This window comes from Roseobacter sp. HKCCA0434, from assembly GCF_032464675.1.
Taxonomy (GTDB): Bacteria; Pseudomonadota; Alphaproteobacteria; order Rhodobacterales; family Rhodobacteraceae; genus Pontivivens.
The window spans coordinates 1-26,304 of record NZ_JAWDKL010000009.1 but is presented as its reverse complement, the minus strand read 5'-3'; the positions used below and the strand labels follow the sequence as shown (position 1 = coordinate 26,304).

Annotated in this window: 19 protein-coding genes and 2 pseudogenes; 5 read left to right on the top strand and 16 right to left on the bottom strand. The window is 65.4% G+C overall.

The features are described 5' to 3' along the window. Nucleotides 1–7: 7 nt before the first annotated feature. On the top strand, nucleotides 8–3,553 hold the full coding sequence (locus RX333_RS07425; RefSeq protein ID WP_316014294.1) for an autotransporter domain-containing protein: 3,546 nt from the start codon (nucleotides 8–10) through the stop codon (nucleotides 3,551–3,553). A 442-nt stretch (nucleotides 3,554–3,995) separates the two neighbouring features. On the opposite strand, the pseudogene RX333_RS07420 reads toward RX333_RS07425, so the two are convergent. Then, nucleotides 3,996–4,738, bottom strand: a pseudogene (locus RX333_RS07420) (integrase core domain-containing protein); the annotation flags it as partial. A 63-nt stretch (nucleotides 4,739–4,801) separates the two neighbouring features. On the opposite strand from RX333_RS07420, the pseudogene RX333_RS07415 reads away from it, so the two are divergent. From RX333_RS07415 to RX333_RS07405, 3 genes and pseudogenes are all read left to right on the top strand, one after another. Then, nucleotides 4,802–5,268 (top strand): annotated as a pseudogene (locus RX333_RS07415) (transposase); the annotation flags it as partial. A gap of 383 nt (nucleotides 5,269–5,651) precedes the next feature. After that, nucleotides 5,652–6,026: a hypothetical protein gene (locus tag RX333_RS07410; RefSeq protein WP_316014293.1), complete on the top strand. Its 375-nt coding sequence runs from the start codon at nucleotides 5,652–5,654 to the stop codon at nucleotides 6,024–6,026. 244 nt (nucleotides 6,027–6,270) lie between these two features. Beyond that, entirely contained in the window at nucleotides 6,271–7,485 is a 1,215-nt protein-coding gene (locus tag RX333_RS07405) for a hypothetical protein (protein ID WP_316014292.1), read from the top strand. A gap of 53 nt (nucleotides 7,486–7,538) precedes the next feature. Here RX333_RS07405 and RX333_RS07400 read toward each other — a convergent pair whose 3' ends face one another. The 6 genes from RX333_RS07400 to RX333_RS07375 form a co-directional block, all read right to left on the bottom strand. Then, the gene (locus RX333_RS07400; protein ID WP_316014291.1) at nucleotides 7,539–8,285 is read right to left on the bottom strand and encodes a hypothetical protein; all 747 of its coding nucleotides are present in this window, start codon (nucleotides 8,283–8,285) and stop codon (nucleotides 7,539–7,541) included. Beyond that, a complete protein-coding gene (locus tag RX333_RS07395; protein ID WP_316014290.1) occupies nucleotides 8,278–9,183 on the bottom strand; it encodes a hypothetical protein in 906 nt (301 codons plus the stop codon). Before RX333_RS07395 ends, RX333_RS07400 begins: the two co-directional genes overlap by 8 nt. Beyond that, nucleotides 9,180–11,039, bottom strand: a complete 1,860-nt coding sequence (locus RX333_RS07390) for a hypothetical protein (protein WP_316014289.1) — start codon at nucleotides 11,037–11,039, stop codon at nucleotides 9,180–9,182. The genes RX333_RS07395 and RX333_RS07390 overlap by 4 nt, the downstream gene beginning before the upstream one ends. After that, complete coding sequence (locus RX333_RS07385; RefSeq protein ID WP_316014288.1) at nucleotides 11,024–12,043, bottom strand: PD-(D/E)XK motif protein; 1,020 nt, start codon at nucleotides 12,041–12,043, stop codon at nucleotides 11,024–11,026. Before RX333_RS07385 ends, RX333_RS07390 begins: the two co-directional genes overlap by 16 nt. Then, on the bottom strand, nucleotides 12,040–14,874 hold the full coding sequence (locus RX333_RS07380) for a Z1 domain-containing protein (protein ID WP_316014287.1): 2,835 nt from the start codon (nucleotides 14,872–14,874) through the stop codon (nucleotides 12,040–12,042). Before RX333_RS07380 ends, RX333_RS07385 begins: the two co-directional genes overlap by 4 nt. A 188-nt stretch (nucleotides 14,875–15,062) precedes the next feature. Continuing rightward, nucleotides 15,063–16,640, bottom strand: coding sequence for a DNA cytosine methyltransferase (locus RX333_RS07375; RefSeq protein WP_316014286.1), 1,578 nt, complete (start codon nucleotides 16,638–16,640; stop codon nucleotides 15,063–15,065). Nucleotides 16,641–16,707: 67 nt separating this feature from the next. Between RX333_RS07375 and RX333_RS07370 the strand changes: the two genes are divergently transcribed. Further along, complete coding sequence (locus tag RX333_RS07370) at nucleotides 16,708–17,172, top strand: very short patch repair endonuclease (protein WP_316014285.1); 465 nt, start codon at nucleotides 16,708–16,710, stop codon at nucleotides 17,170–17,172. Between the two features lie 175 nt (nucleotides 17,173–17,347). On the opposite strand, the gene RX333_RS07365 is transcribed toward RX333_RS07370, so the two are convergent. The 9 genes from RX333_RS07365 to RX333_RS07325 all read right to left on the bottom strand — a co-directional run. Continuing rightward, nucleotides 17,348–17,605, bottom strand: coding sequence for a hypothetical protein (locus RX333_RS07365; protein WP_316014284.1), 258 nt, complete (start codon nucleotides 17,603–17,605; stop codon nucleotides 17,348–17,350). Then, nucleotides 17,602–18,276, bottom strand: coding sequence for a YcbK family protein (locus RX333_RS07360; RefSeq protein WP_316014283.1), 675 nt, complete (start codon nucleotides 18,274–18,276; stop codon nucleotides 17,602–17,604). Before RX333_RS07360 ends, RX333_RS07365 begins: the two co-directional genes overlap by 4 nt. A gap of 75 nt (nucleotides 18,277–18,351) precedes the next feature. Further along, nucleotides 18,352–18,639, bottom strand: coding sequence for a DUF6127 family protein (locus RX333_RS07355; protein ID WP_316014282.1), 288 nt, complete (start codon nucleotides 18,637–18,639; stop codon nucleotides 18,352–18,354). 19 nt (nucleotides 18,640–18,658) lie between these two features. Next, nucleotides 18,659–19,735 (bottom strand): DUF2793 domain-containing protein, encoded by a 1,077-nt coding sequence (locus RX333_RS07350; RefSeq protein WP_316014281.1) that lies wholly within the window; start codon nucleotides 19,733–19,735, stop codon nucleotides 18,659–18,661. 10 nt (nucleotides 19,736–19,745) lie between these two features. After that, a complete protein-coding gene (locus RX333_RS07345; RefSeq protein WP_316014280.1) occupies nucleotides 19,746–23,711 on the bottom strand; it encodes a glycoside hydrolase TIM-barrel-like domain-containing protein in 3,966 nt (1,321 codons plus the stop codon). A gap of 9 nt (nucleotides 23,712–23,720) precedes the next feature. Continuing rightward, on the bottom strand, nucleotides 23,721–24,167 hold the full coding sequence (locus RX333_RS07340) for an NlpC/P60 family protein (protein WP_316014279.1): 447 nt from the start codon (nucleotides 24,165–24,167) through the stop codon (nucleotides 23,721–23,723). After that, nucleotides 24,164–25,048 carry a DUF2163 domain-containing protein gene (locus RX333_RS07335; protein ID WP_316014278.1) on the bottom strand — a complete coding sequence of 295 codons (885 nt, stop codon included), beginning with the start codon at nucleotides 25,046–25,048 and terminating at the stop codon, nucleotides 24,164–24,166. Before RX333_RS07335 ends, RX333_RS07340 begins: the two co-directional genes overlap by 4 nt. Next, a complete protein-coding gene (locus RX333_RS07330) occupies nucleotides 25,045–25,671 on the bottom strand; it encodes a DUF2460 domain-containing protein (protein WP_316014277.1) in 627 nt (208 codons plus the stop codon). Before RX333_RS07330 ends, RX333_RS07335 begins: the two co-directional genes overlap by 4 nt. After that, nucleotides 25,671–26,304 (bottom strand): phage tail tape measure C-terminal domain-containing protein (locus RX333_RS07325; RefSeq protein WP_316014276.1); only part of this gene is annotated, 634 nt, incomplete at its 5' end. The genes RX333_RS07325 and RX333_RS07330, both read right to left, overlap by 1 nt.

Here is a 26,304-nt window from a genome sequence, read left to right as displayed (position 1 = left end):
CAAGAAGATGACACGAGATATCGCAAACAGACCCCACCGCCGCGGCGCCCTGGCGCTGCTGCTCGCCTCGACCGCGGCCATGCCCGCCTTCGCGGAGGATTTCGTCGTCGATTTCCCGACCGCTCAGACGAATGGCGGTTTCGTCGTGGACGGAGACGACACGATTTCGCTGGTCGCGCCGGGCGCGATCGAGACGGTCGGTGACTCCCAGCATGGCATTGCCACGACCGGCGACGGCAATGCCATCCTGGCCGACAGCACACTCAACACCTCGGGCCTCACGGCCAATGCGATCGATGTGGATGGCGATTCGACCTCGATAGAAGTACTCAGCGCCCTTACGACGCAGGGCAGCGGCAGCGACGGGATCTTCGTGCGGGGTTCGGACGCCGAGATCATCGTCAATGCACTCGTGCAAACCACGGGCACAGGCGGAGAGGGCATCTCCGTTCTCGGAGCGACCGCGTATGTGGAGATCCAGTCTGGCGGTGAGGTCATCACCGTCGATAACGACGCGGCGGCGATCCGGATGTTCGGTGTGGACAACACACTCGTCATGGAAGGTACGGCCCTGACCCAAGGCGCCTTTGCCGACGCGATCCAGACTTCCGGGTCGAACGCCGCGATCTCCGTTGGCGGATCGGTGGAGACTGCGGGGCAGGGAGCGATCGGTATCGACGCCGGCAGCGACAATGCCGAGATTTCGCTGTCTGGGACCATTCTGACGAATGGCACGGATGCGCGAGGGATACGGGTGAGAGGGGACAATGGCCTCGTCACGCTGTCAGGCGGCGCGTCGATTACGGCCAATGGCGCCGATGCGAACGGCCTCGAAATCGACGGCCAGGCAGCGGTTGTCGACATGCAGGCAGCCAGCGCCATCCTGATCGGCGGCACCAACGCGTATGCCGTTCGGCTGGATGGCGATGATGGCTTGCTCACCATCGGCGGCGAGATCGGCAATACGGCCGGATCTGGCGGCACCGCGACCTTCGGAGATGGCAACCGGACCGTGGTGCTCGACAGTGCGCAGATCCTCCTCGATTCCGGGCTCGGTGTGCGGGCGACCGGCAATGGCAGCGAGATCGAGAACAACGGCACCATCGCAACCAGCGATGTGGGCGGCCATGGCATCCTGACCTCGGGCAGCGACATGATCGTCCGCAATGACGGCTCCGTCTCGACCTCGGGCCTCTTCGGCGAAGCGGTGCGCATGCTCAACGGCACCGACGTTCGGTTCGAGAACAGCGGCCAACTGTCCACATCGGGCGAAAGTGCCAATGCGGTGCGGACCTCGGTCAGCGGCAGCGAGCTCTTGCTGGGCGGCGTCACCTGGACCACCGGCACGGAATCGCACGGCGTCTACGTGGCGACCGGCGATGTCGCGGTCGAGGTCACGGGCAGCATCGCGACGGCGGGGATCGAGGCCGGAGGCGTGGTCCTCGATGGCGCGGGCAACAGCGTGACGACCGCTGAAGGTTCCGAGATCACGGCGATGGGCGACGCATCGGACGGCATCGACGCGACGGGTGCGGATACGCGGCTGTCGATCAACGGCGATGTATCTGCCATGGGGATCGGCGGCGACGCGGTCAGCCTGACCGGGGACGATGCCGACATGACGCTGGGCGCAACCGGGGTGCTGGCCGCATCCGGGATCGGCGGATCCGGCATCACCGTCACCGGTGCCGATGCCACCATCCGGCTGGAGTCGGGCGCCCAGATCCTCGGTTTCGCCGATGCGGTCGCGGGCATCTTCACCGATTTCAGCGGCGGGACAGTTGTCGAGATCGCGGAGGGCGCGATGATCGAGACCAATGGCAACTCCGGCGGCGCCGTACTGGTCAATGGTGCGGACAGCCTCGTGTCCAATGCCGGGCTGGTCACCACGGTCGGCGACGGGGCCTCCGGGATCGCGGTCGAGAATGACAGCGAGATCCGCAATTCGGGCGCAATCGCGACCAGCGGGGCCGGTTCCAGCGCCGTGATCCTGGGCTTCATGGGCGGCGAGCGGTCGGTGCTGGACAACTCGGGATCAATCGGAAGCGTCGGCGACAATACCGTCGTGGTCAACGGACTCGGAAGCGGATCGACGCTTCGCAATTCCGGCGCGATCATCGCCGCCGGCGCAGTCAATCAGGTCGCGGTTCGGATGGGGCTGGCGGGCACGCAGGATGTGCTGGTCGAGAATACCGGCACGATCATTGCAGGCCCCGGAAACGACTTCGCCGTAGTGCTGCTGGGCGATACCGGTCGCGTTGTCAACGAAGGCAATATCACCGGCAGCTTCGCCGATGCGGTTTTCACCAACGGCGTCGGGCATGACGTGCGCAATGCGGGCCGGATCTATTCGGATCAGGTCGCCGTGCGCATGACGGGCGCGGATGCGCGGTTGCGGCTCGATGCCGGATCGACGCTGGTGGGCGAGGTCATCTTCGACGATCCGGCGACCGCGATCCTCGATATCGGGCTGGGCAATGCCGCGTATGAGGTGACGGGAATCCCCGACACCGTCCTGACGGATGGTCGTCCCAGCCTCATCGACGGCAACACGGTCGTCGTGGTCGATCCCGCCGGCTTCGCCGCGGCGTCGGATGCGACCTTCGACAGCTTCGCCGATCTCGGTGATCTGGTGATGGGGATGCGCACCGACTTCCCAGAGCGGGAGGCGCAGCCTGCCGTGGCGAGCTTCGCCCCTCTCTCCTTCGGCGCACAGGGCATCCGCTCCGCGCTTCTGGGGCATGGCGGGCGCGATAGCGGGCGGCAGGTCTGGGGCACGTTCGGCTTCGAGCGGGGTGAGGACACCGATAGCGATGACTTCACCCTGGGCGTGGCGCTGCCCGTGGGCGGTGGCCGGCTCGACCTCTTCGCCGCGCGCGCGACATCCGATTTCGACGGCGGCGCGACCGGCTCCGCGCTGGAGGCCGACGCGACGTTGGTCGGCGCGGCCTGGGGCGGCTCGTGGAGCGCTTTTGACTGGGATGCGGCCCTGATCGTCGGCCAGACGGATGGGGAGTCAACACGGATCGTCGCGGACAACACTCTGCCCTCCGGCTTCTCCACCGCGACAGGGGAGGTGTCGGGTCAGTTCGCGGGTCTGTCGCTTCGGCTCGGGACCGAGTTCGAGCGGGTGGGGCGCGTGTTCGAGCCGAGCCTGCAAGTCTCCTACGTCGCTGCCCGCACGGACGGATATATCGAAACCGGCGCGTCGGCACCGCTCGTCGTCTCGGACCGGCAGTCGGGTCGCCTGAGCGCGCGCGCCGAACTGGCCACGCGGCTTGCGCCGATCGACACGGTGGCGGGTCGGCTCGACCTGCGGCTGCATGGCGGTCTGGGCGCGGAATTGACCCATGGTGACGATGTGCGAATCGCGAGCGGTGCGGCGGCGACCGCCTTCGATGATGGCACGAACGGGACCGATTTCGGTGCTTTCGTCGGTGCCGGGGCGCGGCTGCGCACCGCGATCGGCGATCTCCACCTCGCCGGAGAGCTGGACACGACCGGAGGCGACGCCGATCTCCGCATCACAACTGGCTTCTCCGTCCGGTTCTGAAGACGGACCGGGCGGATCGCCCCGACTTGGAATGCGGGCCCCACGCTGCGGCGAGGGGCCCGCATCATCACGCGCGGGTTACTGGTTCGAATTGGGGACAGGCTGCTCCGCCGACAGAATACGGTAAAGTTCGAGACCGCATTCCGGCAGCGCCTCAAGCTGCCGCGCGCCAAAGGTCTGGACAACCCTGTCGGAGAAATCGAGCGCCTATTCGATCCCGTATTCGGCGAGAAAGGCACGGTGCAGGGCGGGATCGACCGTGGCTCGCAGGAAGTTTGCGAGGATGAAGGCTGTTCGAACGCCACAAAGCGCGGTGAGCCGCGCGGCCTTGGGTCGAGTTCCCGGCGAGGATGGGTGGATGACTGTCCCCAAGTCCAAACAGTCGGAGAGTTCGCTTTCGTATGCCAAATTGATCCTGACCTGCTCCCCTTTGAGTCCGCGCTTACTGGTTCGTTCTGTTCAGGGTTTGGTCCTCTTGCGACCTTTGGTGATACTCCCACGGGGGTGAGCCCGCCGAGGCTCGTGTGCGGGCGGTGGTGGTTGTAATTAGTGCGCCATGCCGCAAGCAGCTCCCTGGCCTGGCGCAGGTTGGAGATCAGATGCTCGTTGAAGGACGCGTCCCGAAGGCGGCTGTTGAAGCTCTCGACAAGGCCGTTGTGCATCGGTTTTCTCCGCTCTCGCGGTTTGCAGGCAAACCGCTGACGGGCAGCGGGACGCGATGTGATGCCATTCGACCCGGCGATCCTCCTGCAATTTGAGGATGGTGTTAGATGTCAGTTCCGTGCCGTTGTCGCGGACCACCATGCAGGGATGTCCCCTGACCTCGGCGATACGATCCAGTTCTCGGGCGACGCGGTGACCGCAGAGCGATGTGTCGGCGACGGTCGCCAGGCATTCCCGGCTGAAGTCGTCGATGACGCACGGGATCCGGAAGCGGCGGCCATCGCTCAGGTTGTCCGAGACGAAGTCCAGAGACCCGCGCTGGTTCGGCCCCTGCGGCATCGCCATCGGTGTCCTGGTCCCCAGCGCCCGCTTGCGGCCGCCACGCTTGCGCACGGTGAGGTCCTCCTCGCGGTAGATCCGGGAGAGATTCTTCCAGTTCAGCGCCCAGCCTTCCCGCCGCAGCAGGATGTGCAGACACCGATAGCCGAACCTTTGCCTCTCGCCCGACAGCACCCACAGCCGCCATATCTCGAGCGCCACTTGTAGAAGGTCGCGTCGCTCGCGGTCTCGACCGGCGCCATCTCGTCCGGCGTCAAGCTGGTCGTCCCGGACGCACACGATGGGATCACGGCGGCCATGGCCCGCGTCCTGTCGGCCACCTGGCGGCGTTGCCGGGTTCATTTCCGACGCAATGCTCTGACCCATGCCGGCAAGAGCGGTCGTCGGGTCGTGTCGGCCGTCATCGCCGCTGCCTTCGCCCAGCCGGATCACGCCGCGATGGTGCCAGGTTGCAGACCGGATGCGCCCGAAGCTGCTTAAGCTGGCCACCTTGATGGATGGCGACGGGGAAGACGTGCTGGCCTACAAAACCTTTCCATGCGCAGCAGCGGACGAAGCTCCACAGCACCAACCCGATCGAGCGCTTCAACGGCGCGATCCTGATGGAGCAAACCGAGGACTGGACGGTTCAGCGCCGCCGATACATGACGCTGGAAACGCTGGCCCCCGTTTGCAATCATGTCATGGTCAGCCTGCCTGCGGCGCAGCGCGACCGACCAGCTCGGCCTGCCGATAAGCGCGAGGCCCGTCGCGAGCTACACCATCAGCCGGGACATCATCCCCGCCAGGCTAGAGCAGTGCTCGGATGGGTGGCTCGGTCGCCCTGATGAAGCGTACGACTTGCGAGGGCCGTTGTCAAAAAATCGAGCCGATAACGGGCGCCCGTACCTCAATAAGCAGTGCAAAATGGGCACCATCCCACATCGCGACATGGCAAAAGCGCAGTCGCAAAGGCGCTCGACTTATCAGGAATCCTCCGGGCCAATCGGTTTGTTCTTTGGAATATCTTTCCGAAAGCTGTTAATACATGTGGATAATCCCGCGCATCCGAAAATTTGGCGCATAGGTCAGCTTCACGGCGGCGAAGGAGCCGCAGATGGAGCCCACACTGCGCATGACCTCACGCGAGCAAATGAGGATCGATACTGACACCCTGGACAGGTTGGAGGCCGGTCTGCGCAAGGTCGCCATCCTCGTGGAAGCTGACCAGCGCTACATTCCGATCTTCGAGCGACTTCTCCAAGAAAGGGACGCCCTGCTGAAGCGCCGTGATCTGATTGCTGCCGCAAAGGTCTGGGCCAATAACTCGATCAGGCTCCGCGACACGCCTCGCACGGACCACGCAAGTCGTCATTCATACGTCACATGGCTTCTGCTCGATCCAGTGTGTTCCCACGCTATCGCCGCAATGCACCGCGAAATCGTCAAAGCGACATGTGTAGCGGAATACCCAAATCCGCAGATACCTTAATCGCAGGTCCTGTGAAGATGTAGTATTTACAGTAGCCTAGGTCAAGCCAGTCACTGGATTTATGGCGGAGGGGGTGGGTCTGACATCCAACCTTCTCCAGGTTTCATCCGGGTGGCGATGACAGCTAAAACGGCGCTGCGGGATATTGCTTCCGCGCGAAGCTGTATTGCGGAGAGTTCAAGAATTGTCGCCTTCACAGATACTTAGCCGTCGGGACCTCTACGACTTGGTCTGGAGCAAACCGATGACAGCGCTTGCACAGGAATTCGGGATATCGGACCGGGGGCTCGCGAAGGTCTGCAGTCGTCATCGTATTCCCGTACCGCCGCGGGGGTACGGGGCCAAGGTAGCAGCCGGAGAACAACCGAAAGTGCCGCCGTTCCTCGAACTGAGGGATCGAAGCCTCGATCGGGTAAGCATCCGCGGGGCCACCTCAGCTCTTCCCGACAGCGTCACCGAACTCGCCCGCAAGCGAAAGGCTGAGCGGGAAGTCCGGGCTGCTACCATCAAGGCGACGCCAGAATCCCCAATGCCTCTGATGGAAAACCCACACGCCTCGGTGGCGACAACGGTGAAGTTCCTTCGGACCAAGAAGCCGGACAAGGCGGGCGTCCTCAGCGCCACGGCGCCAGGCCAGTGTGGCGTGATCGTCGGCGCTGCGTCCGCCGAACGGGCTTGCTTTTTCCTCGACGCGTTGGCGCGGACACTCGACGAGGTCGGGCTGAGCCTGACAGCGGACGGGGAGAAGATGTCCGTTCAGAAGGGCGCGGACAAGATCAGCTTCACCCTGCTCGAACGAACGAGAAGGCTGAAATACATACCGACCCCAGAAGAAGTCGCTCGTGAGGAGAAGCGGAAAGAGAAACAGGCACGGTCCCTTCGGCGCAATGATTGGAACAGTATTTCGTTCGGCAGCAGTCCACCCTGGCCGGAATATGTGACCGAGTGGACCGGCGAACTCGTGTTCTCGATCGATGCGTGGGCAGACGGCCTGCGGAAGACGTGGGGTGACGGCAAGACGCAACGCGTGGAACGGATGGTCCCCGAAATAGTCGCAGGCATAGAACTCATTCTCGAGACCATTCGCGTGCGCCGCGAAGAGCGTGAGGAGCGCGAGAGACAGTGGAAGATTCTGCAGCACCGGCGACAGCTGGCGCAGGCCCGCCTCAAGCGCGAGGAGACGCGACTTTCTCGCTTGCGGCAGATAATTGAGCTGCGTCGGGAGGCCCGAGAAATCCGCGAGTGGATCTCCAGCCTGCCGCAAGAAGACAGCCTATCCGTCGACTCGGATCTGGGCCGAATGCTGCAGTGGGTACATTCACGGTTGGCCGAGATTGATCGTCGAACAGGACTGGATGCCGCGAAATCCTTTGCGGGCGAAGGTGATCTGTTCCCGGCAGTCGACGAGCTTGAAGATCCGCTTGGCGATCCCCCTGTCAGCTCTGGCTGGGGCTACTGACTACTTCGCTTCGGCCTCAGTTGACCTTGCAAGCAATCTTGTTGCCGCGAAGGTCATAACGCCGCCTCGTCGAAAAATCCCTGCAGTCGGCTGACAAGCTCTGGCTCACCCAACGAGGCTAGGCACGTAATCTCGTTGTCGATCCTGATTCTTCGCACCGCTCGGCGAGTCACATCCTCCATTCGGCGCGCACCAATCCGGTTCGCGGTCGCGAGCCAAGCTTCTGCAATTGCGCGAGCGAGCATGGGGTCGCCCCCGATGGATGGCCTTTCCACAATCTGAACCACCGCATCCTCCGACAGCGCCTCGACGAGTTGCCACCGTTGCGGCGCTCCTGCGCCCCGATCCAGCGAACGTGCTCGGAGCCAGAGCCGCTGGAAGGTGTTGCGCAGACCACCATGGAAGCGGTCAGCGTGGCCGTCCTCGAAGCGCCAGAGCACCACCTCCGGGGCGATACAACATGCAACGAATGCCCAGACATCATCCCGCAACGCCTCACCGCCGCTGATGATGGGAGCCTCCACCAGCCACTGCGCACATTCTGCATCGAACGAGGCCCTGCCGGCGGCTCGACCCTCGTTCGGAAATCCGAAGCGTTTGGCAAGGGCACCGATTTGCTCTTGGAGTTCTGTCAGATCGGCCGCGTCGGCTCGCGATCCGCCACTGGACGCATATGAGACCGAAGTGCCGGCCGCCTCCATTCGCTCGCTGATGGAGCCTGTTCGCAGCAAGTTTGGCATGCCAATCAGTCGCCGAACGCCGTGGTTGTCGAGGCGGGGCATGAGGAGGAACTCACTCATTGCCGAACTCTCCTGCAAAGAGGCTTCCGATCGCGAGCTCGAAGCGTGAAGGGTCATGCTGTGCCAGCGTCCGCACAGCCTCCGCCGACTGTCCGGGGAATGCCTGTTCCACCCATGCCTCGATCACCGCTGATACCGACGAAGGGCTGGTCTCCGCTTGGTCCAGCGGAAAATGATCGAGATCGATGGCCGACCTGACCATCTGGGTGGTTACCGAGCACATTAGCATCCTCAGTGTGACCTCGTCCGCTTGCTGCACGGCTTCCACAAAGGCCGGCCTGTCCAGGTTGATCAGCAGTCGGACCGACGTCGCGAAGTCATGGTGGAGGGTCTGCGGTGACCAGTCGAGGTACCAGAGTGCATCACCATGGCCGGTGGGGAAAACAGTCGCAAAGCTCACGGCTTCCATCGGGAAGCGCGCACCGAGCGGTTCCACCGCGGCGCGGAATTCGTCTCGCCAAAGTCTTGCACCTGTCGTGACTGGCGAAACCCGGCGACGAACCGTACCCGACGAAAGAAGGATGATTTCGGTCGTGAGCACGAAGAGCTCTGAGACCTCGCGACCATCGATTGCTAGCGCCAGTACAGTAGCCTCGCGGCCGGCTTGGATCACTTCCCGGGTAACAATTCTTCTCGCGCGCTGGAGGCGGCGGCCACCGGTGCCGAAAGTGACGACGCAGAGGAGCCTGATCTCGTCGGCCTTTAGCCCGGTGTCAGCGGCTACCCCTTCCACATCGACTTTGAAATGACGAACTGCCTCGAGGTTGGTCGAGTAGTCAAAGTGATCGAGGTGGCCGTCCGCGAAGACGCAGGGTTCGCCGTCACGCGTGACGAGCCAGGGCCCGGCACTGATCCGGTCGGGGCCGGGACGAAGGAAGGGATAGGCAATGGCCGTCATGATGGTGCCTGCTCAGCTGCCGCCACTCGCACTCCGGCCGCTGCAACATCAGGCACGATGATCCGCGCACGATAGCTGCCGCTCTCGTCCGGCGTTGCGAGCAGCTCAGGCGATGTGGTCAGCTGATTGCCGTCCTGATCTTCCCAGCAGACGAACGTGACGACGACGTCACCCTCGTCCGGACCTGCCAAGACACCATCGATCACAGGAGCAGGTATGGCGGTGAGGCGGATTGCCCGCTCCGTATTGTTGTCCACGTCGATCTCGAAGAGCGCTTCGGCCCCGGTAGCGCCTTCCTGCAACGCTACGAAACGTGGCTCGCTGACCCGCCAGCTGCGGCCTCCGCCGCGACCACCGCCGCCTCGGCCATTTCCGCGGCCGCGCGACCCGCCGCCACCGCCGCCCGTACCTCCGATTGCGGGCATGCAGCTGCCGAGAAGGTCGGCCGCCTTGGCAAGCGGTGGCTGCTCGGATGCTCCGGACGTGGAGGACGAAGCCGGATATGCGTATGATGCCGCGAGGTACTTCAGTCTTGCCAGCGCAACCCGCACGAAGGTCTTTGCCCAGCTCTTCGGCATCTTGTCCGGGATCCAGTCGTCGTGGGCAGGTGGCTCAGCGTCGGCGAAAGCTTGCTCAACTACGGGATCGTCGTCACAGATGAAGACCCCGGCCCATTCGACGGTGTCCCCTGGCAGGTGGGTGCCCTCTATGTACTTCACGACCAGTTCAACCGGACGCATGAGCGCTATGTGCGCACTGGTGGCCGGGATGATGCTTTCAGCGGGGTCGCCTAGAAACTGTCGAGGCCTCCTGAAGCCGCGTCTGATGGAGCAGAGGCCAAGGTGCTGGATGGGCCGCTCGGAAGCGATCCTGTTCAGGTTTGGCCCTCCAGCCTTCACAGCGCGATAGGCCTCAACGAACAGGTCGAGTGGCGGGAAATCTTCGGGGTCCGGAAGCGGCAACAGCTCTCCGTTGAGTTCGACCTCGATGGCCATGGCCCTTTGGCCGTCGGCGCCGAGGAGCATCTTTGGCCAGAGGTACCAGAGAAGCGCCTCCTGGATTTCGGCCGCAACCGCCTCGAGCGGGCGGTCCTCGAGATCGGGGTCGAGCACGACCAGCGTTGTTCCCGTGGCGTCGGCTCCCCGATCAGGAAGCCCGAGCGCCTTCCGCAGCCGAACGGCGTTGCGACCAGTAACCGGATCGACGACGTCCGCGTCGTCGGCATCGGCCACGCCCCACCAGTGGCGGCCGGTCAGCCGGCCATGGCGCTTGCTGTCGTGGGCATCGCCCAAGTGGCATCCAATGAAGCGGTGAACGATCCGCGCGGAAGGAGTCAGCGAGACCGAGTCAACGAGGACCGTGGCACATCGACTGAGCTGATAGAGCGAACTCTTCCCGTAACCATAAGTGCCGCCACCGCCCGCCATGTCACGACGGGCACCCATGTTGCGCACGAAATTCACGAAGTCGTTGTGCTCTCCTGGCTTCGGCAGCACGTTCGCCCGAGATGGACCGCCGAGGCCACGGGTCCTCCAGTCGGAAATCTCCATGACGACCGGATGCTTCGAGGAAAGGTAGGCAAGCAGTGGGTCTGCGGACTCCTTGGATGGAGGGAGCTTGGCGAGAATCTCATCGCGGAGAATGGCAGCCTCCTCGGGCCGCAGCTCTCGCAAGCCAATCCTGTAGCCGACGCCGGACTCGACGAGCCGTGCATCCCAGCTGTTCTGGACCGTCTCCCTCACCACCGTCTCCAGCAGGGACAGCGCAGGTGTGCCCAGAAGCTTCTTCATGCCGTCGGCAGCCATGCCACCTGCAGCCGCGAAGCATTCCGCATGGAGACTCAGGGGCTTAGACATGACACTATCTCCTGAAGCGCATTGTCGGCCTCGGCGGGCCTGACTCGAAACTCCGACGCAAAATCGAGATTCACCCGGTAGCGGAAGTGGCTGACCCCGACCGGCAGTTCTCCCTCCGCAAACGAGGCGGGAGTGAGCCGCGGAAAGCCGTCGGTCACCGAATAGAGCTCCTGCGAGAACAGGGAGAACCTGAACGAGGACCACTCATCGGCCTGGGCCTGATCGTATCCGAGCAGGGCGAGACGATCGGCCACGGCGGCAGGATCGCTTGCGATCGTGCACGCATGCGTCGCCTCACCCACAACCGAAAGAGGCCCAGCCCCGTCATACTCGAGCACGCAGTGCGCGAGCAGCAGATGTCCGCCGGGGGGCGCTGCCAGCTGGTCAATTGCAGATACCTCCACGATCCGGGAATGGGCACGAAGCGAAGTCTTGACCTCGATTGCCCGGTCACCGCCACGGAAGTCGTGACGGCCGCCAGCCGGCCCGGTCCAGAGTTGCCAGGCGTCAGGATCAACAAGAAGTAGCCGGTTCAGGATGATGAGCTCGCCAATCAGCCCGAGTGCGGTTTCGATCGTAGGACGCTCGCGGTTAGCGCCCGAGAGGAGATTGCGAAAGTCGGTGATTGCATCCTCGAGCGCGTTCGCCGGCGCGGCGCCCCCCCTCAGGCGCCGAACGATTTCATCGACCAGCTTCTCGAAGACGGCCTCGAGACGCTCGCCGCGGCAGGCGACATCGATGAACCGGACCGGCTGTCCCTGCAGCAGAAGCACGCTGTCCCTGAGTTCAAGACCGTGCGTATCGTGGACCATCGGGAACCGCTCACCGGCTGCGAGCGGGACAAGAAGCCGCGCTTCGCGCTCAGCTCCTATCGCGAGGCGGGCGGGGCCAGCGCCAGCCGAGGCGTCAAGCACCAGGGAGGGCACGCCCAGATCACTCGCCTGCGCACCTGACTCCTGCCGCAGGCGTTCCCAGCCGATGCCCGCACGGGTTCCGTCCGTCATTTCGCAGCCTGTCCGGCATCGCCGTCGATGTCTGCCTGAACGTCCTCCTCGTCGCCGTCGTCCTGGTTGATCGGGACGCGGACATAGCTTGTCTTTGCGCCCCGCTCTGGCAGAACGAGGCCAAATCCCAGCATGTCGCGCACCGCGCCGAGCGGTTCGCGCAGCTTCTCAGACCTCGGTACCGACGCCTCATCGATTGCGTAAAGGAGCAGCAGTGGAATGCGGTCACCGACCAGCGCCTGACGGAATTCCTTAACGCTGTCCCAAGACCTGTCATCGGGCGAGCCGGTGACGTCCATAAGCACGTCGTCCCGCGACATCAGAGCCTTGATGTCGGCGAGACCGTCGCGTGTCAGTCCCTTGAGGCGTGCCCGGTTGACGAGGCCGACATTGCCGAAGGCACCAAGCGGCTCAACGGAGCGGCGGGTTCCGCCTGTTTCGACGATCGCGATGTTCCAGGTTTCGTACGGCTGATCGGCCCGACTCGCCTCGAGCCGGATGTATTCCAACAGCTTTCCCGAGATCAGATCGCGCTGGTCACTTCTGTAAGTCTCCAGAAACTTCATGGCGAGATCGAAGGATACGCCTTCGATCAGGCGGCCGCGCCGCGCAGGCTTGATACCTTGGCTCGCTGCCGCATCGACCAGCTCGGCCGCAGCCTCCCAGTTGTGCCGAAGAAAGTCCTCGTCACGGTGCGGGAAGCGTATGGTCTGGATGTGCTCTCCCGAGAAGCTCACGTCGCATGCCTTGGCCGCATACATCTTCTTGGCAGCGGTGATGGCCAATCCAGGAATGCGTCGCACCCGGATCGAGAAATCCGCCGGTGTCACCTCGCGTTTGCGGTACTGCTGAATGTCGGCCCGGATCTCGGCCTCGACCGTCGCCAGATCGCGGAACGATGTCCGCAGGTCGTCGGTCATCCAGATCCGCGGGAGGTCCTCGTAACCGGGCCGATATCCGAACCATCGGCCCATCTGAAGGAGGGTGTCGTACTGGTTCGATGAGCGCACGAAGTAGCTGACGACCAGCCCCTCAATTGTGAGACCACGCGCGAGCACCGAGCCGCCGACCACGATGTACTTCTTCGGCCCCGACGCGTAGTCGAGCCGCGTCTCGCTGTCGCTGTTCTCGACCACGATCGCGATGTCATCGAGGACCTTCTCGAGCTCAGGCTTCAGCGCGCTGAACGATGTCGGCGCAAGGCCGAAGCGACCCGCATCGACCTTGGCCGCCTCTTCGAGCCAGAGCTTCTCAAGTCGATCGAACGTCTTCTCGTCGCCCTTCGAGATCTTCTTGGCGAGCCCTTTCTGCCAGGCCGCGATCTTGTCGGCAAGCGCGTGATGCGGGTGCGTGTAGACCGTCGTGTGCACCAGCATCGAACTGTGCTGGCGCGACTGCCCACGTACATAGCGGGCGGCGGTTGCAAGCACGAAGTAGGAAAGCGCCTTGTCGAGCGATTTCGGGATGCCGGGCTCAAAGGTGAACCGGTCCTTCGCTGACGGTGGACGGACGAGGGCTACCTCGGCGTCATCGACCCCACGGATCATGTCGAGTCCGGACTCCTCCGGTTTCTCGTCATCGGCATCGATCGGGTCGCGCCCGAACAGGCTCTCCGGACCGAAATAGCCTTCGGGCTTTGGCAGGCTCGTGATGAAGTCCTCGGGATATAGGTCGTCCAGGCCGCCGGTCGGCTTCTCCGGGTTGATCAGCACGTTTGCAAAGGGCGTCGCCGTGTATCCGACGTATTGGACCTTCGGCAGTGCCGCGAGAATCTTGCGGATGAGCGCGTTGATCGCCGTCATGTTGTACTGACTGCCGGTCGCATTGACGCCGGCCTGATCGCATTCGTCATCTACAATAAGCACAGGCATGCGCGCGCGGTGCGTTGGCGGCGTCTTCTCGATCGTGCCGAGAAGCGCTTCAAGTGGCGCCACATTCTTCTTCACGGCAGCGATCTGCACCGGGTCCATAATCGAAAACCACTTACTCGCCGGCTTCCGGAAGTCGGAGTCGCTTGTGGTGTGGCTGTGCCACCCGTACTTGTTGCGATCGACCAGATCGGATTCGATGCGATCCTGAGTCTGCGTTCGAAGCGAATTTGTCATGCCAGTCAGGATGATCACGAAGCGGTACCCGGCATCGACCGCCTTGGCGATGACCGCCTCCATGTTGGCAGTCTTCCCACTCTGAACATAGCCGACCACCAGTCCTCGACCCCGGAACTCGCTCTGGGCAGGATTTTCGAGAAGCGAGACTACCTCGGTCGATGTTGCGTCGATGCTCGCAACGGTCTCTTTCGACCAGCCCTTGCGAGACAGCAGGAAGGCCTCGAGCTTCGGCCAGTGCAGATCGCCCGCGCGCGGACCGTCATACCAGTGCGGCCGTCGCGGCTTGCGGAGCGAATAGTTGCCAAGATACTCGATCTTCCGCTCGAACGCGGCTTCAAGCTCGCTGACAGCCGCCTTCCAGTTCGCCTCGTGCTGCGGGTCGAGCGGGCCAAGAAGTCGCTCGAATGACGCGCGAGCCTCGTTTGCCGCGGTTTCGAGATCCAGCCCGGCAGCCTGCTCCTTCCGGATGTTGCTGACCCATGCCTCGACCTGACCGGCCACGGGCGGGGGCAGCGGCGCCGCGTCAGCTTCGCCAATCAGCGTCGCAACGGAAACGCCGTAGTTGTGGGCGAGCGCCTTCAGCACGTCGATGCCCGGGTTCTTCGCCACGCCGCGTTCGAGCTCGGACAGGTAGGCCTTGGACGACCCGACCTTTTCGGCCACCTGCTGGAGAGATTGGCCCGATTGGACGCGCAGGTCCTTAAGAAGGGATGAGAGCGACATGGGTTCTCCGCGATGATCTGGAAGGGAATGCGGTCGCAGTCGAAGAGACATTTCCACAGACCCGCCGTGGACTGGGCCCAACGACGCTTCTGCTCGGGATTTGCCTCGCCCCTACGCTCCATCCAGATGAGTTACGCACAGCGCCGTATGCTGGCGCGAACCATATATCTCACCTGAGCGAACGATTGTCAATCGTTCGCTGAAACGAACGTATGCGTTCGCTGGATGCTGGTTTTTTGAAGTGTGACGTGCACAACCGCTGCGATCTGACGTGCCAAGAGCGGCGGCACAGCGTTTCCGACCTGGACATACTGCTGCGTGCGGTTGCCGAGGAACAGGTAATCGTCGGGAAAGGTCTGCAGACGAGCAGCTTCGCGAACCGTCAGGCTCCGGCACTGGATGGGATCGGGGTGAATGAAGTAGTGGCCATCCTTTGAGATGTGGCTCGTAACCGTGGTCGATGCCTCGTCCGCCAGCTGAACCCGGAAGCGGTCATTGAACACACCGCTGTGCCAGTTCCGGTGATCGGGGCTGAGCACCAGAGGAAAATCGGCGGCCTTCGGGCTGTAGCCATGGACGGTACCGAACACGGCAGCAAACAGATAGCGGCCCAGATCCGACGCCATGTGCCGGCGCGTCTCGTGCTGGGCGATCGCGCGAAGTTCCGGTCGCTCGATCCACTGCAGCAACTCATCGTTTGAAGTGCCGTAGCCGTCTGGCAGCCGTGACGCAGCCCGAACGATAGGCGGGTTTTCCCTCACTTGCTCTGAAACGGTCAGGAACGCTTCGCGGAGCGCCCGGTCATCCTTCCCCCCGAATATGCCAGCCAGCATGTTCGCGGCGCCGAGGACTTCTTCTCGCCAGGCGGCCGTGTTGTCGAGCCCGCGGCTGATGCCGCTCCGCAAGGCGGGCATCTTTCCGATGACGTCGCGGACGGTCCGTACGCTGCCCGACACAGCGATCTGGGCATCGCTAGCCCGTTCAGCGAGGTCCGAGCGTATGCCGACGACAATCACCCTGTGGCGACGCTGCGGAACTCCGAACGCTTCGGAGCGCACGATGAAATCCGAGGGCTGTGACGCCTCCTGCAGGCTGGCCTTGCCATCCTCGACCCGGACGGCATGAAGTTCGTAGTGATGGGCGTGACCTGTACCGAGCGAGGACAGATCCTCCATCAGCATCTCGAAGACAAGCCGGCTCTCGACTGTCGACGAGAGCATGCCCTTGACGTTTTCCATAACGAAGGCGGCCGGGCGAAGCTTGTCGAGGACCCGGATGTACTCGCGAAAGAGGTAGTGCCGCGCATCCTCCTCCGGGACGTATCCGACCTTGCCTCTGGAACGGACGCGCCCCACCAAGGAATAGGCCTGACATGGCGGGCCGCCGATCAGGATCGTGTCGTCGTACTTTGCTTTCAGCGTCGCGATGGCGCCATCTATGGCGGTCGCCGCAGCCCCGGTGCCGAGCTCAAGCGCGCGAGCTTCGTCGATGGCATGCTGCCACGATTCGGCATCGACGGCTGACCAGTCCGGTTCGGATGCCAGCCCGGCATGGAAATCGATGAACTCTTTCGGCAAGACGCCATGACGTGCACGATACTCGCGCAGAAAGGCACGCAGTGTCAGGGTCCGATGGGCCGACGCCTCCTTCTCGACCGAAATGCCGATCCGGAACGGCGCATGGCCGTCCTCGACGAGGGAAGCGAACCCCTCGCCAAGTCCGCCCGGGCCGGCGAACAGATCGACAATGCCGAAAGTGGAAGGCAAATCAGGCTCCTGACGAATTTCATTCAGCCGGTGTATACCAGGTTCAGGGACGAAGACCAGGACGGATGTGACCGATATCGTGGACCAGCAGACCCGATCCCGGATGATGTCGGGGATCAGTGGAAAGAACACCAGGCCCGAGCTGGCTGTCAGGCGGGCATTGCACGCGCGCGGGTTCCGCTTCCGGCTTCATTCCGGCAAGGTTCACGGTCGACCGGACCTCATCCTTCCGAAGCACCGAGCCGTGGTCTTTGTGCATGGCTGCTTCTGGCACCGACACGAGGGGTGCCGCTACGCGACCGTACCGGCAACCCGGCCGGAGTTCTGGCGGGCGAAATTCGATGCGAACGCCGCTCGAGACAGCGCCGTTCGCACAAGACTCCTCGAAGACGGGTGGCGCGTGGCGACGGTATGGGAGTGCGCCCTGCGGAAGCCGGAACAGGTGGAGGCCTCGACGGAAACCCTGTCAATCTGGCTGCGAACAGAAGAACTTCAGATCGAGATCGGCGACCACAACGCACGTCAACCCTGAGCGGACCGCGCTACGCTATTTACAGGCCCGCGCCTGGTCGCGCATGACAGAGTAATCGCTCAGCATTTCAACGATCATCGATCCCTCCGGCAGTCCGGCCAATTCCTCGGCCGCCCGCGCCTGGAGCTCCCGGCCATACTCGACCACGGGCGGACACGTCACGAGCCTGCCATCGTCAGAACTCACCGTCGCGCAGCCGGTCAGCGAGATCGCTGCGATCGCGAGGGCGGCGAGCCGCCGCATCCAGCATCCGGCGTCTGACGTCATTGGCATTCTCCGTTGTTTCGAGGCGTTCGGCGAGGCGTCCCGCGCGCTCGCCGGACCGCCGAAGCGAAAGCAGGAACAGGAGCACGGCGACCGCGATGGCTCCGTAGCGCAGCGCCGCCCGCATCCACGGGCTGACAGCTATTGCGCCGAGCAAGGTGGCAATCATCGCTGCCCCCGTTTCCAATCATCGAGCCGGGCGTAGATCGTGACCGCGATGCCACCCAGTGCCACGGCGATAAACACCCAGCGGAGCGCATCGAGATACGGCACGAGCGGCAGGATCGCGGTCTGGGTCTCGGCGAGGACGCTCTGCGCCACCTCGACACCCGCGGCACCCAGCGTCGCCACTCCGGCCGCGCCTCCACCCTTCATGGTGCGGCTGTCAGCCAGCACCTCGCGCGCGGGCGGCGTCTCCGCTGCAAATGCCGTCGTCCGGACCGGGAACCGCTCGCCCCACTGACGCGCGGGGCCAAGATCGACATGAATGAACCCTGATCGTGGGTAGAACCCGAAGCCGAGGAACCCGACCTCGCGCGTCGCGGCCTCGAACGCCACCGGGTCGTGGTTCGCCATGGCGATGTCGAAGGCGGCGCCGTCGAGATGCTTCGACCGGGTGGCGCCACCCACGGCGCGATTGTGCTCGGGGCTGCGATAGGCCGAGCGGACGATCAGCGGCTTGCCCAGCCGGTCGCGCAACGCCTGCAGCCTGTCGAGGGCGGGTTCATTGACCAGCAGCTTGCCGGTGCCCCGGCAGGCGATCTCGGCTGGGCTGAAATTCCGCCAGCGCCATGCGCTCTCCGCAACGTCGCGCCAATAGCGATGGAATGTCGTGGTCATGGGGGTCCTCCGAAACGAAAGAACCCGCCTCGAAGGGCGGGTCATTGCGGGCTGATGAATGGGGATGGGGCGCGGCTACGGGCCGCCGCCGAAGATCTTCAGCTTGATGGCGATGCCCGCGAGCAGCGCCAGCATGACGCCGGTGGTGATCATGCGGACGGCAGTCTGCATCGCGGTGCGGCGCACGAGCCGGATGCAGTCGACGAGCGAACGGAGATCGCGGATGTCGAGCGCGGCCTCGTCGCCGTCGAGCCCGACATCCGCGAGCGCGCGCTTCGCGCCTTCCTCCGCCGCCCGGGTCAGGATCGCCTCGAACTCTGCGTCGGGGATGCGGACGAAGCCGTCGGATCGGGGTGGTGTCATCGGATCCTCCTTCCGCCGCTCAGCCGACCTTGCAACCCCAGAAGGACGTGTGATCGGCGGCGAAGTAGCCATCCGCGACCCGGAAATACCCATGCAGCTCGACGGTATCGCCCGCGGTGAGCGGCACCATGGTCTGCAGCCAGATCGCGGTGGCGAGCGAGACGTGGGTGGCGGAGATTTCGCCGAGGGAGCCGCGGATTTCGGTCGTGCCGTTCAGCACCAGCCGCCCGCGCATGCGCGCGGTGGTACTGGCGTTGACCTTGTACATGAGCGTCGCGCCGAAGAGGTAAGTGCCGTCAACCGGGGCGACGAAGTGATTGTTCGCGGCGTCAAACGCGCCCTGGTCGTTGTAGTCGGTGTTATTGAGGCCGATCTTCGTCCAGGTTCCGACGCCGACATAGTTGTCGTAGTTCGTGTACGCCTTGAAGCGTGGCAGTCGCGGCTGATCAACGATGCCGGTGGCGTTGTTGACGCTGAGCCCGTCGAAGAAGGTGCTGCCGTCGGCGGAGACCGCGAGCCGGAAGCGGTCTGAGCCGAAGAGGCCCACCAGCGCCTTGGTCACGAAGCCGGTCTGCAGGGTCAGGCCGAGATCGTCGCCTGCCGCCTCCTTGTTCATGGTGTAGAACAGGTCGCCGGTGCCGCCCTCGGCCACGGTCTTCGCCGCCCAGAGCGCGGCGTTGAGCTTGGCCGAGAACGGGTTCGACGCGTCCGCTCTGGTGCCAAGCCCCAGCAGCGCGAGGTTCTGCAACGCAGCCGGTGTCGTCCCAACCCAGCCCGCGCCGTCGTAGACCAGGAGCAGTCCCTGGTCCTCGACCCACGCGCGCCAGCCGGTGCGTGGCGGCAGGCGAAGCCAGGCACCATCGGTCCAGAGCGCGACGTTCAGGTCCCACCCCGCCCAGTCGCCCGTCGCGCCGGAGGCGACGATGTAGCGGTCGCCATCGGCTGGCGAACCAGGCGGCGCAGTCAGGTCCCGGTCGAGAACGGAGAGCTGGACAAGCCCGTCGAGGATCCGCAGCGCCTCGTTGTGGGTGACGTGCTTCTGGGCCTGCGCCGCCAGAATGTAGGGCAGCAGGAGATGGGTGGTGGCGTCGGACATGGGATGGCCTTCAGAGTGTCAGCGTGACGGTCTTGGGCGCGCCCCGCCCCACGAGGGCGGAGAGCTGGAAGATGCGGACGGTGAGGTTGTCGCCGGGGCCGAGCGGAGCGCCCCAGTCGGCGGTCTGCTGGGCTGCGGTGTAGACAGCGCTGGTGGTGGCCGTGCTCAGCACCCGCTTCACCGTCTCGCCGTCGAGGATCTCGACCTCATAGGCCTCCAGCTCCTCGGCCATAGGCACCTCGAGCCCGCCCCAGCTGTCGGCGGCGAGCGCGCGGGATCGGCGGGTCCAGCGGATCGTCAGATCACCGGACGTGCGCGGAGTGCGCCATGGCTGCTCGACATGCGCGACCGAAAACGGCCGCAGCCCGACGCCCTCAGGCGTGAAGGCCTGCGCGACATAGGTCTCGTCGCTGACCGTGCGGCTCGCCGGGCCGATGCGCCAGTTCCATGGGATGCCGAGATCGGCCTCCGCGATCGGCAGCGAGGCGAGGCTGTCGTCGAGCACAACGACCCGGGCGCCCGCGGACGCGGGGTTGCCCATTGTACCCTCGGTGCCGCGCTGACCCCGCAGCAAGCGGGTCAGCCGATACCGACCCGGCGCCAGCAGTTCCGCCGCGCCCGCCTGCACGATCTCCCAGGTGCCGGGCGCGCTCTCGATGGCGAGCGCGTTCGCCCCGCCAAAGAGAGTTAGGTCGGTGACGCTTTCCAGCGTGCCGGTCAGCAGATCGACCAACAGCGCGTTTCCAAGATCGAAGCGCGAAGTGGGCCCCGCATAGAGGTCCGAAACAAGCGCCCCCATCCGCCCACGGCTGCCAAACGTGGTCAGCAGCTCGAAGCCATCGGTCGAGGGGCTGCGGAACGCCGCCATCTCGCCGGGCCAGGGAACCGCGTGCGCAGCGACCAGTGGCCGGTGTGCGGGCTGGTCCTCTGTCAGCGGCGGCAGGTCCATCAGCACCGCATCCGGTGCGCCGAACACGACGGCCCGCGTCAGCGACGCCGCGCGGGGATCGCCGGGCGGCAGATCGTAGGTCGCCCGGTCCTGGCGGACCGCCTCGATGCCGCGGGCCTCGGCGTCGGCGATGGAGACGAGCCGCAGATCGACCAACCGCCCGTCATGCTCCAGCCGAATTACGTCGGCCGGATCCAGCGCGAGCCGCGAGGGCGGCAGACGGAACGCCGCCGTCTCGCGCCCCACCCACGCCTCCATCAGCGCACGGCGGCAGCGGCGCTCGGCCTCCTCGGGCGGCACCGCCACCGGGAAGGACTCCGAGGCGATCCGCGTCGTGTCCACCGCGATGCGCCGCGCCTCGACGAGGGCCGCGTCGTAATCCTCGTCCGCCCGCGCGACCTGCCACTTCAGGGCCTGCGGCAGTTCGGTCTCCTGGCCGCGCGTCAGTTCCAGCACGTCGCCTTCACGACCGGCCACCAGATCGTCGGGCATCAGGGTGGCGACAGAGGCCCGGCCGCGCATGACGAACCGGATCACGCCCTCGATTTCCACCGCGTCGAAGCCGAAATGGCGCGACAGCGTCGTGATCGAGGCGCGTGGGCTTTCCAGCGCCGTGATGGCATAGCCCTCGACCGCGCCCCAAAGCCCGGTGACGTCGATCCGGGACTCGGGCAGCCCGGCGCGCAGGCAGAGGTGCCGCACGAGCGCGGCCAGCGACACCGCTCCCAGCCGACCGGTCAACCAGTGCCCGAGCCGCCAGTTCGCGCCGTCCGTCCAGACGTCGGTCAGCGCCGGGAAGAACGGATAGGGCCGCGCATCCCAGGTCCAAGCGGCGCATTCGGGGACGTGAACCATCCGGCCGCCGAAGACGGCGGAGATCGGGTTGTTCGCGGCATCGCCCCACCAGAGATATGTCGCCTCGAGATAGGCCCGCTGGATCGCGTCATCGCGCCAGCCCCGCGAGAAATACGGCGTGAAGCTCTCGGAGGACTTGGGGTCGAAGAAGACGTTGGGCTGGTTGCTGCCCCGGTCGATTGCCGGACAGCCGAGCTCGGTGAACCAGATAGGCTTCGATTGCGGCGCCCACGCCGTTGGCGTCGCGCCTTCGACCCCACCGGGGCGGTCGAAATGCGCGTTCGACCACCAGGCGCGCAGATCCTTGTAGCGGAAGACCCACGGCTTGGCCGCGGCACCGTCGGTGATCGGGGTGCGCACCTGCGCGGAGCGGTCGGCGGCGCTGGCATAGAACCAGTCGAAGCCTTCGCCGCCCGCGATGTTTGCCTGCAGGTACGCCCGGTCGTAGATCGCGGGCCAGCCCTCGGCCGCGTCTTCGTGCTCGAACCCGTCCCGCCAGTCGGAGAGCGGCATGTAGTTGTCGATGCCGACGAAATCGATCTCGGGATCGGCCCAGAGCGGGTCGAGGTGGAAGAACACGTCGCCGCTGCTGTCACCCGGCTGGTGGCCGAAGTATTCCGACCAGTCCGCAGCATAGCCGATCCTGGTGCCGGACCCGAGGATCGAGCGGACATCCGCGAGCAGATCCCGATACGCCTGCACCGCCGGATAGGTGCTGACGCCCGAGCGGATCGTGGTCAGCCCCGGCATCTCGGTCCCGATCAGGAACGCATCGACCCCGCCCGCTGCCGCGCAGAGATGGGCGTAGTGCAGCACCATGCGGCGCAGGCCCCAGTCCCCGGTTGGCCCGGTCCACGAAACCGATTGACCCGAGACGCTGAAGCTCGCGGGCGTCGCCGCGCCGAACAGCGCCGCTACCTGGCTTGCGGCTGTGGCGGTCTTGTCGGCGCTGCCGGCGTAGCCAGCCGCCGGAGAACAGGTGATCCGACCGCGCCACGGGAATACAGGCTGCCCCGTCTCGGCGGCGTTGTCGGAATACGGGTTCGGCAGCGTGTTGTCGGGCGGCACATCCATCAGGATGAACGGGTAGAAGGTGACGCGCAGCCCGCGCGCCTTCATCTCTTGGATCGCCTGTACCACGGCGAAGTCGGACGGCGTGCCGCCATAGACAGGGCGGTCCTGCTCGTCGCGGCTGACGAGGAAGGCATTGGCGCGGCTGACGCCGTTCACCGACCAGCTGGCGGGCGTGGTGGATTTGGCCGAGACCTCGACGCCCGGCCGCACCTTGCAGGAGCCTGCGCGCAGGTCGTCGCCGAACCACGCCACCACGAGGCTGACGCTCTCGACCGCAGGCGCCATCGCCTGCAGCCGGTCCAGCGCCTCCACCATGTCGGTGGAGTCGGCCAGCGCATTCAGGTTCTCGGGCACCGTCGCGCCGCCATCGGTCTTTCGGATCGCCTGCGTCGCGTAGGTGAATTCGCCCGAGGCCGGGATCATGGTAACGGTACGGGTCAGTCCCTCGGCGGTGTCGGGATCGGCGAGCGGCCGGAACACCTCGAAGGACAGCTGCGGCAGGCGGTTGCCGTAGGTCGAGAGCGCCAGTTCCTCGAAGACCACATAGGCCGTACCGCGATAGGCGGGCGTGCTGGCGGCACCCATCTTCGCCGCAATGAATGGGTCCGCCGTTTGCGCCTCGTCGCCCGGATACCAGCGCCAGGTGACGCCGGAGAGGTCCATCGGCTTGCCGTCGGCCCAGATGCGGCCGACGCCGGTGATCGGGCCCTCGCACAAGGCCACCGCGAAGCTGGCATAGTACAAATACTCGGTGGTCTTGACCTTGCCACCCCCGCCGCCCTTGACGCCGCCCTGCGTGGTGGTCTTCGTCTCCTCGCGGAAATCCGTCGCCCAGATGATGTTGCCGCCCATCCGCATCCGGCCATAGAGCCTCGGGATGACCGCGCCCTCGGTTGAGGACGTGATCCGGAGACTGTCGAGCCGCGCGCCCTCGATGCGCTGGGTGGGCGCCAACGACGAGATGATCCAGCTGTCGACGACCGAGCCGATGGTGGAGCCGATGAAGCCGCCGATGGTGGCGGCGCTGACGCCGAGGATCGCGCCGCCGATCGAACCTCCAATGGCGGCGCCGGCCGCGCCGAGAACGAGCGTTGCCATGTCGGGGTCTCAGTGTTGCGGAAACAGGAAAGCGAAGGCGATGCGCCGCCGCCAGGATGGGGTGAGCGGCTCCTCGACCACGCCGAGCCGCTCGTAGGCATGCAGAAAAGTGCCGGGCCCGGTGAGGATCCCGACATGTTTGGCGATGGCCCGGGGCTTCATCCGGAAGAGGAGCAGTGCTCCGGGACCGATTTCGGCGGGCAGCACCTCGATCATCATCCGGCGCGCGCCCTCGGCCAGCACCTCGCGCGGCCCCGTCTCGCCCCAGTCGCGGCTGTAGGGCGGTATCGGGAAAGGCTCGGGGCCGACGACCTCGCGCCAGACGCCCCGTGCCAGCCCGAGGCAATCGCAGCCGACGCTGCGCAGGCTGGCCTGGTCGTGGTACGGCGTGCCGAGCCAAGACCGCGCAATGGCGATGACGCGCGCGGGGTCAGCCAATGCGCGGGGTTGCGTCATAGGACGCCTCCCTCGTGGCCACCATCCTTGGTGGCGTAGCGCAGCACGGCGTCTTGGCCGGGGATGTGCGGGAAACCCCGAAAGTTGGCGGTGTTGGCGAACTTCGCCCCGCAGGTCTCCATCCGCTTGTCGCAGCCCGCACGGATGGTGAACGCGTCGTCCTCCGCAATCGCGCGCACCGGCGCCTCGAGCAGGGTCAGGATTGCCACGCCGTCCGCGACGTCATGGCCCAGCACCTCGGTGCGCCGCCCTGTGTTTGCGCCGCTCGTCCAGTCCAGCGTGCCGAAAGTGAACCAGCCGGAGGTGATGCTCCCGAGGCCCGAGGCGGTGAAGGCCCGGTCGCGCAGGAGATCGATGACGGCGCCTGTCCCCTTGTAGGCCGGATCCTCCAGATCGACGCCGCAGCGCGCATCGCCGAGCGCGGCATCGCAGGTCGCCTGGAACGTCCGCCCGACCGTCTGGCCCAGCACATGCGCGAGAGAGCGGACCTCGGCGACGAAAGCGAGCCGCCCGCGCCGGATCTGGCCGATGGCGCCCCGGCGCATCAGCACGCGCTGACTCGTGTCGGCCCAGTTCACCCGCCAGACCTCGACCTCAGCATTGTCCGAGCGGCCGTCGAGGATGTCGGTCTCGGTGATCCGGTCCGAGGTCAGCACTCCCTCGGCGTCCTGCGCATCGACCGAGAGGTCAGAGCCCGAGCATACCTCGGAGGCCGTCAGCCCGCTTTCCGGCTCAAAGTCGGTCCCGTCGAAGCTCAGCGTCCGGTCGTGATCGGTGAAGCCGAAGGTGACGCCATCGGCTCGCGTGATGCGCCAGCACCAGGCAAGCGTCGTCGTGCCCTCGTCGAGATGGGCCTGCAGGGCGGTATCGAGGGTCTTCATCGGCGCAGTTCCAGCAGCGGAATGGAAGTGATCGAGCCGAGACGCTCGAGATCGAGAGTGACGTCGAGCACGTCGGTGTCGAAACGGACGGGCACGTCGAATTCGTAGCCCGCGGTGATGGCGACGCCGGAACCTGGCGCAGTACCGAAGGTGACGACGCCAGTGGCGGTGTCGACCGACCAGCCGGAGGGTTGCTCGACCCCGCCGAGCGCGACGCGCACGGTGCCCGCCACCGGCTTGGCGATGGCACGCGTCCAGGATTGCGCGCCGGAGGCGTAGCGCTTGACCAGCTGGAAGGCGGTCGTCGCGCCGTCGCCGGTGCCGATCGCCTGGTCGGTGGGCGCCGGCGTGCCCGACGGCAGGCATGACTTGTGGTCGCCCCAATCCTTGAACCGGAAGCCATGGAGGCGACCATTCCGCGCCTCGAAGAAGGCGACCACCGCCGCCAGATCGTCCGCGCGGCGGATGCCATAGGCCACATCGTAACGGCGGCGCGAGTTGGCCCAACTGGCGTTGCGTTCCTCGTCGCCCGAGGCGAGCTCGACGATCTGCGTGCGCCTTTCCGGCCCACCCCGCGCGCCCCGGCTGATATTTTCGGGAAACCGGACCTCATGGAACGCCATCACATGCCCCTCCGCCCGAGCGACACGGCGCGGGCAATGTCGGCCGCGACCTGCGTGCGGGACTGCCGGAAGCTCTCGGCGTCGCGGGCCATAATGGTGACGTTGACGCCGCCTCCGCCGTAGGCCTGCGCTTCGCGCCGGGACAGCACCCGCTCGCCCCGCTGCAGGATCGCGGGCACCTCGTCAGGGCGGAGGCCGGCCATCCCGCCGGAATGCATCCGGGGCGCGGCGGCGAAGGCCATGGCCGGGAGCATCCTCGTGGGCCCAGCCGATCCGACCATCCTGCCCGCATGCAGGACGTTGGCGAAGATGCCGCCCGCCCCTGAGAATACGCCCGAGAGCGCATTGGCGATCGGCCCAAGGATGAACCGCCGCGCCGCGAGCTGGGCAAGGTCGGCGATCATCGACGTGACCATGTCGCGGAAGTCGAGCTTGCCGGTCTTCACGAAGTTGCCTACGGCCGTCTCGGCCGACTGGAAGGCGCCGACGAGGCTCTGGCCGATATCGCCGCCGATCTCACGCGCCTTGCTGGCGTAATCCGACAGCGCCGCCGTGACGGCCTGCCAGCCGGTGACGGCGGCCTCGGTCGCGGGCTCCGCCGCAGCGGCGGCAGCTCCGGCCGCCGCGCCTGCA

Coding starts and splice junctions, on each gene's coding strand:
- RX333_RS07425 (WP_316014294.1), top strand. CDS start 8: ATGACACGAGATATCGCAAACAGACCCCACCGCCGCGGCGCCCTGGCG.
- RX333_RS07410 (WP_316014293.1), top strand. CDS start 5,652: ATGGAGCCCACACTGCGCATGACCTCACGCGAGCAAATGAGGATCGAT.
- RX333_RS07405 (WP_316014292.1), top strand. CDS start 6,271: ATGACAGCGCTTGCACAGGAATTCGGGATATCGGACCGGGGGCTCGCG.
- RX333_RS07400 (WP_316014291.1), bottom strand. CDS start 8,285: ATGAGTGAGTTCCTCCTCATGCCCCGCCTCGACAACCACGGCGTTCGG.
- RX333_RS07395 (WP_316014290.1), bottom strand. CDS start 9,183: ATGACGGCCATTGCCTATCCCTTCCTTCGTCCCGGCCCCGACCGGATC.
- RX333_RS07390 (WP_316014289.1), bottom strand. CDS start 11,039: ATGTCTAAGCCCCTGAGTCTCCATGCGGAATGCTTCGCGGCTGCAGGT.
- RX333_RS07385 (WP_316014288.1), bottom strand. CDS start 12,043: ATGACGGACGGAACCCGTGCGGGCATCGGCTGGGAACGCCTGCGGCAG.
- RX333_RS07380 (WP_316014287.1), bottom strand. CDS start 14,874: ATGTCGCTCTCATCCCTTCTTAAGGACCTGCGCGTCCAATCGGGCCAA.
- RX333_RS07365 (WP_316014284.1), bottom strand. CDS start 17,605: ATGATTGCCACCTTGCTCGGCGCAATAGCTGTCAGCCCGTGGATGCGG.
- RX333_RS07360 (WP_316014283.1), bottom strand. CDS start 18,276: ATGACCACGACATTCCATCGCTATTGGCGCGACGTTGCGGAGAGCGCA.
- RX333_RS07355 (WP_316014282.1), bottom strand. CDS start 18,639: ATGACACCACCCCGATCCGACGGCTTCGTCCGCATCCCCGACGCAGAG.
- RX333_RS07350 (WP_316014281.1), bottom strand. CDS start 19,735: ATGTCCGACGCCACCACCCATCTCCTGCTGCCCTACATTCTGGCGGCG.
- RX333_RS07345 (WP_316014280.1), bottom strand. CDS start 23,711: ATGGCAACGCTCGTTCTCGGCGCGGCCGGCGCCGCCATTGGAGGTTCG.
- RX333_RS07340 (WP_316014279.1), bottom strand. CDS start 24,167: ATGACGCAACCCCGCGCATTGGCTGACCCCGCGCGCGTCATCGCCATT.
- RX333_RS07335 (WP_316014278.1), bottom strand. CDS start 25,048: ATGAAGACCCTCGATACCGCCCTGCAGGCCCATCTCGACGAGGGCACG.
- RX333_RS07330 (WP_316014277.1), bottom strand. CDS start 25,671: ATGGCGTTCCATGAGGTCCGGTTTCCCGAAAATATCAGCCGGGGCGCG.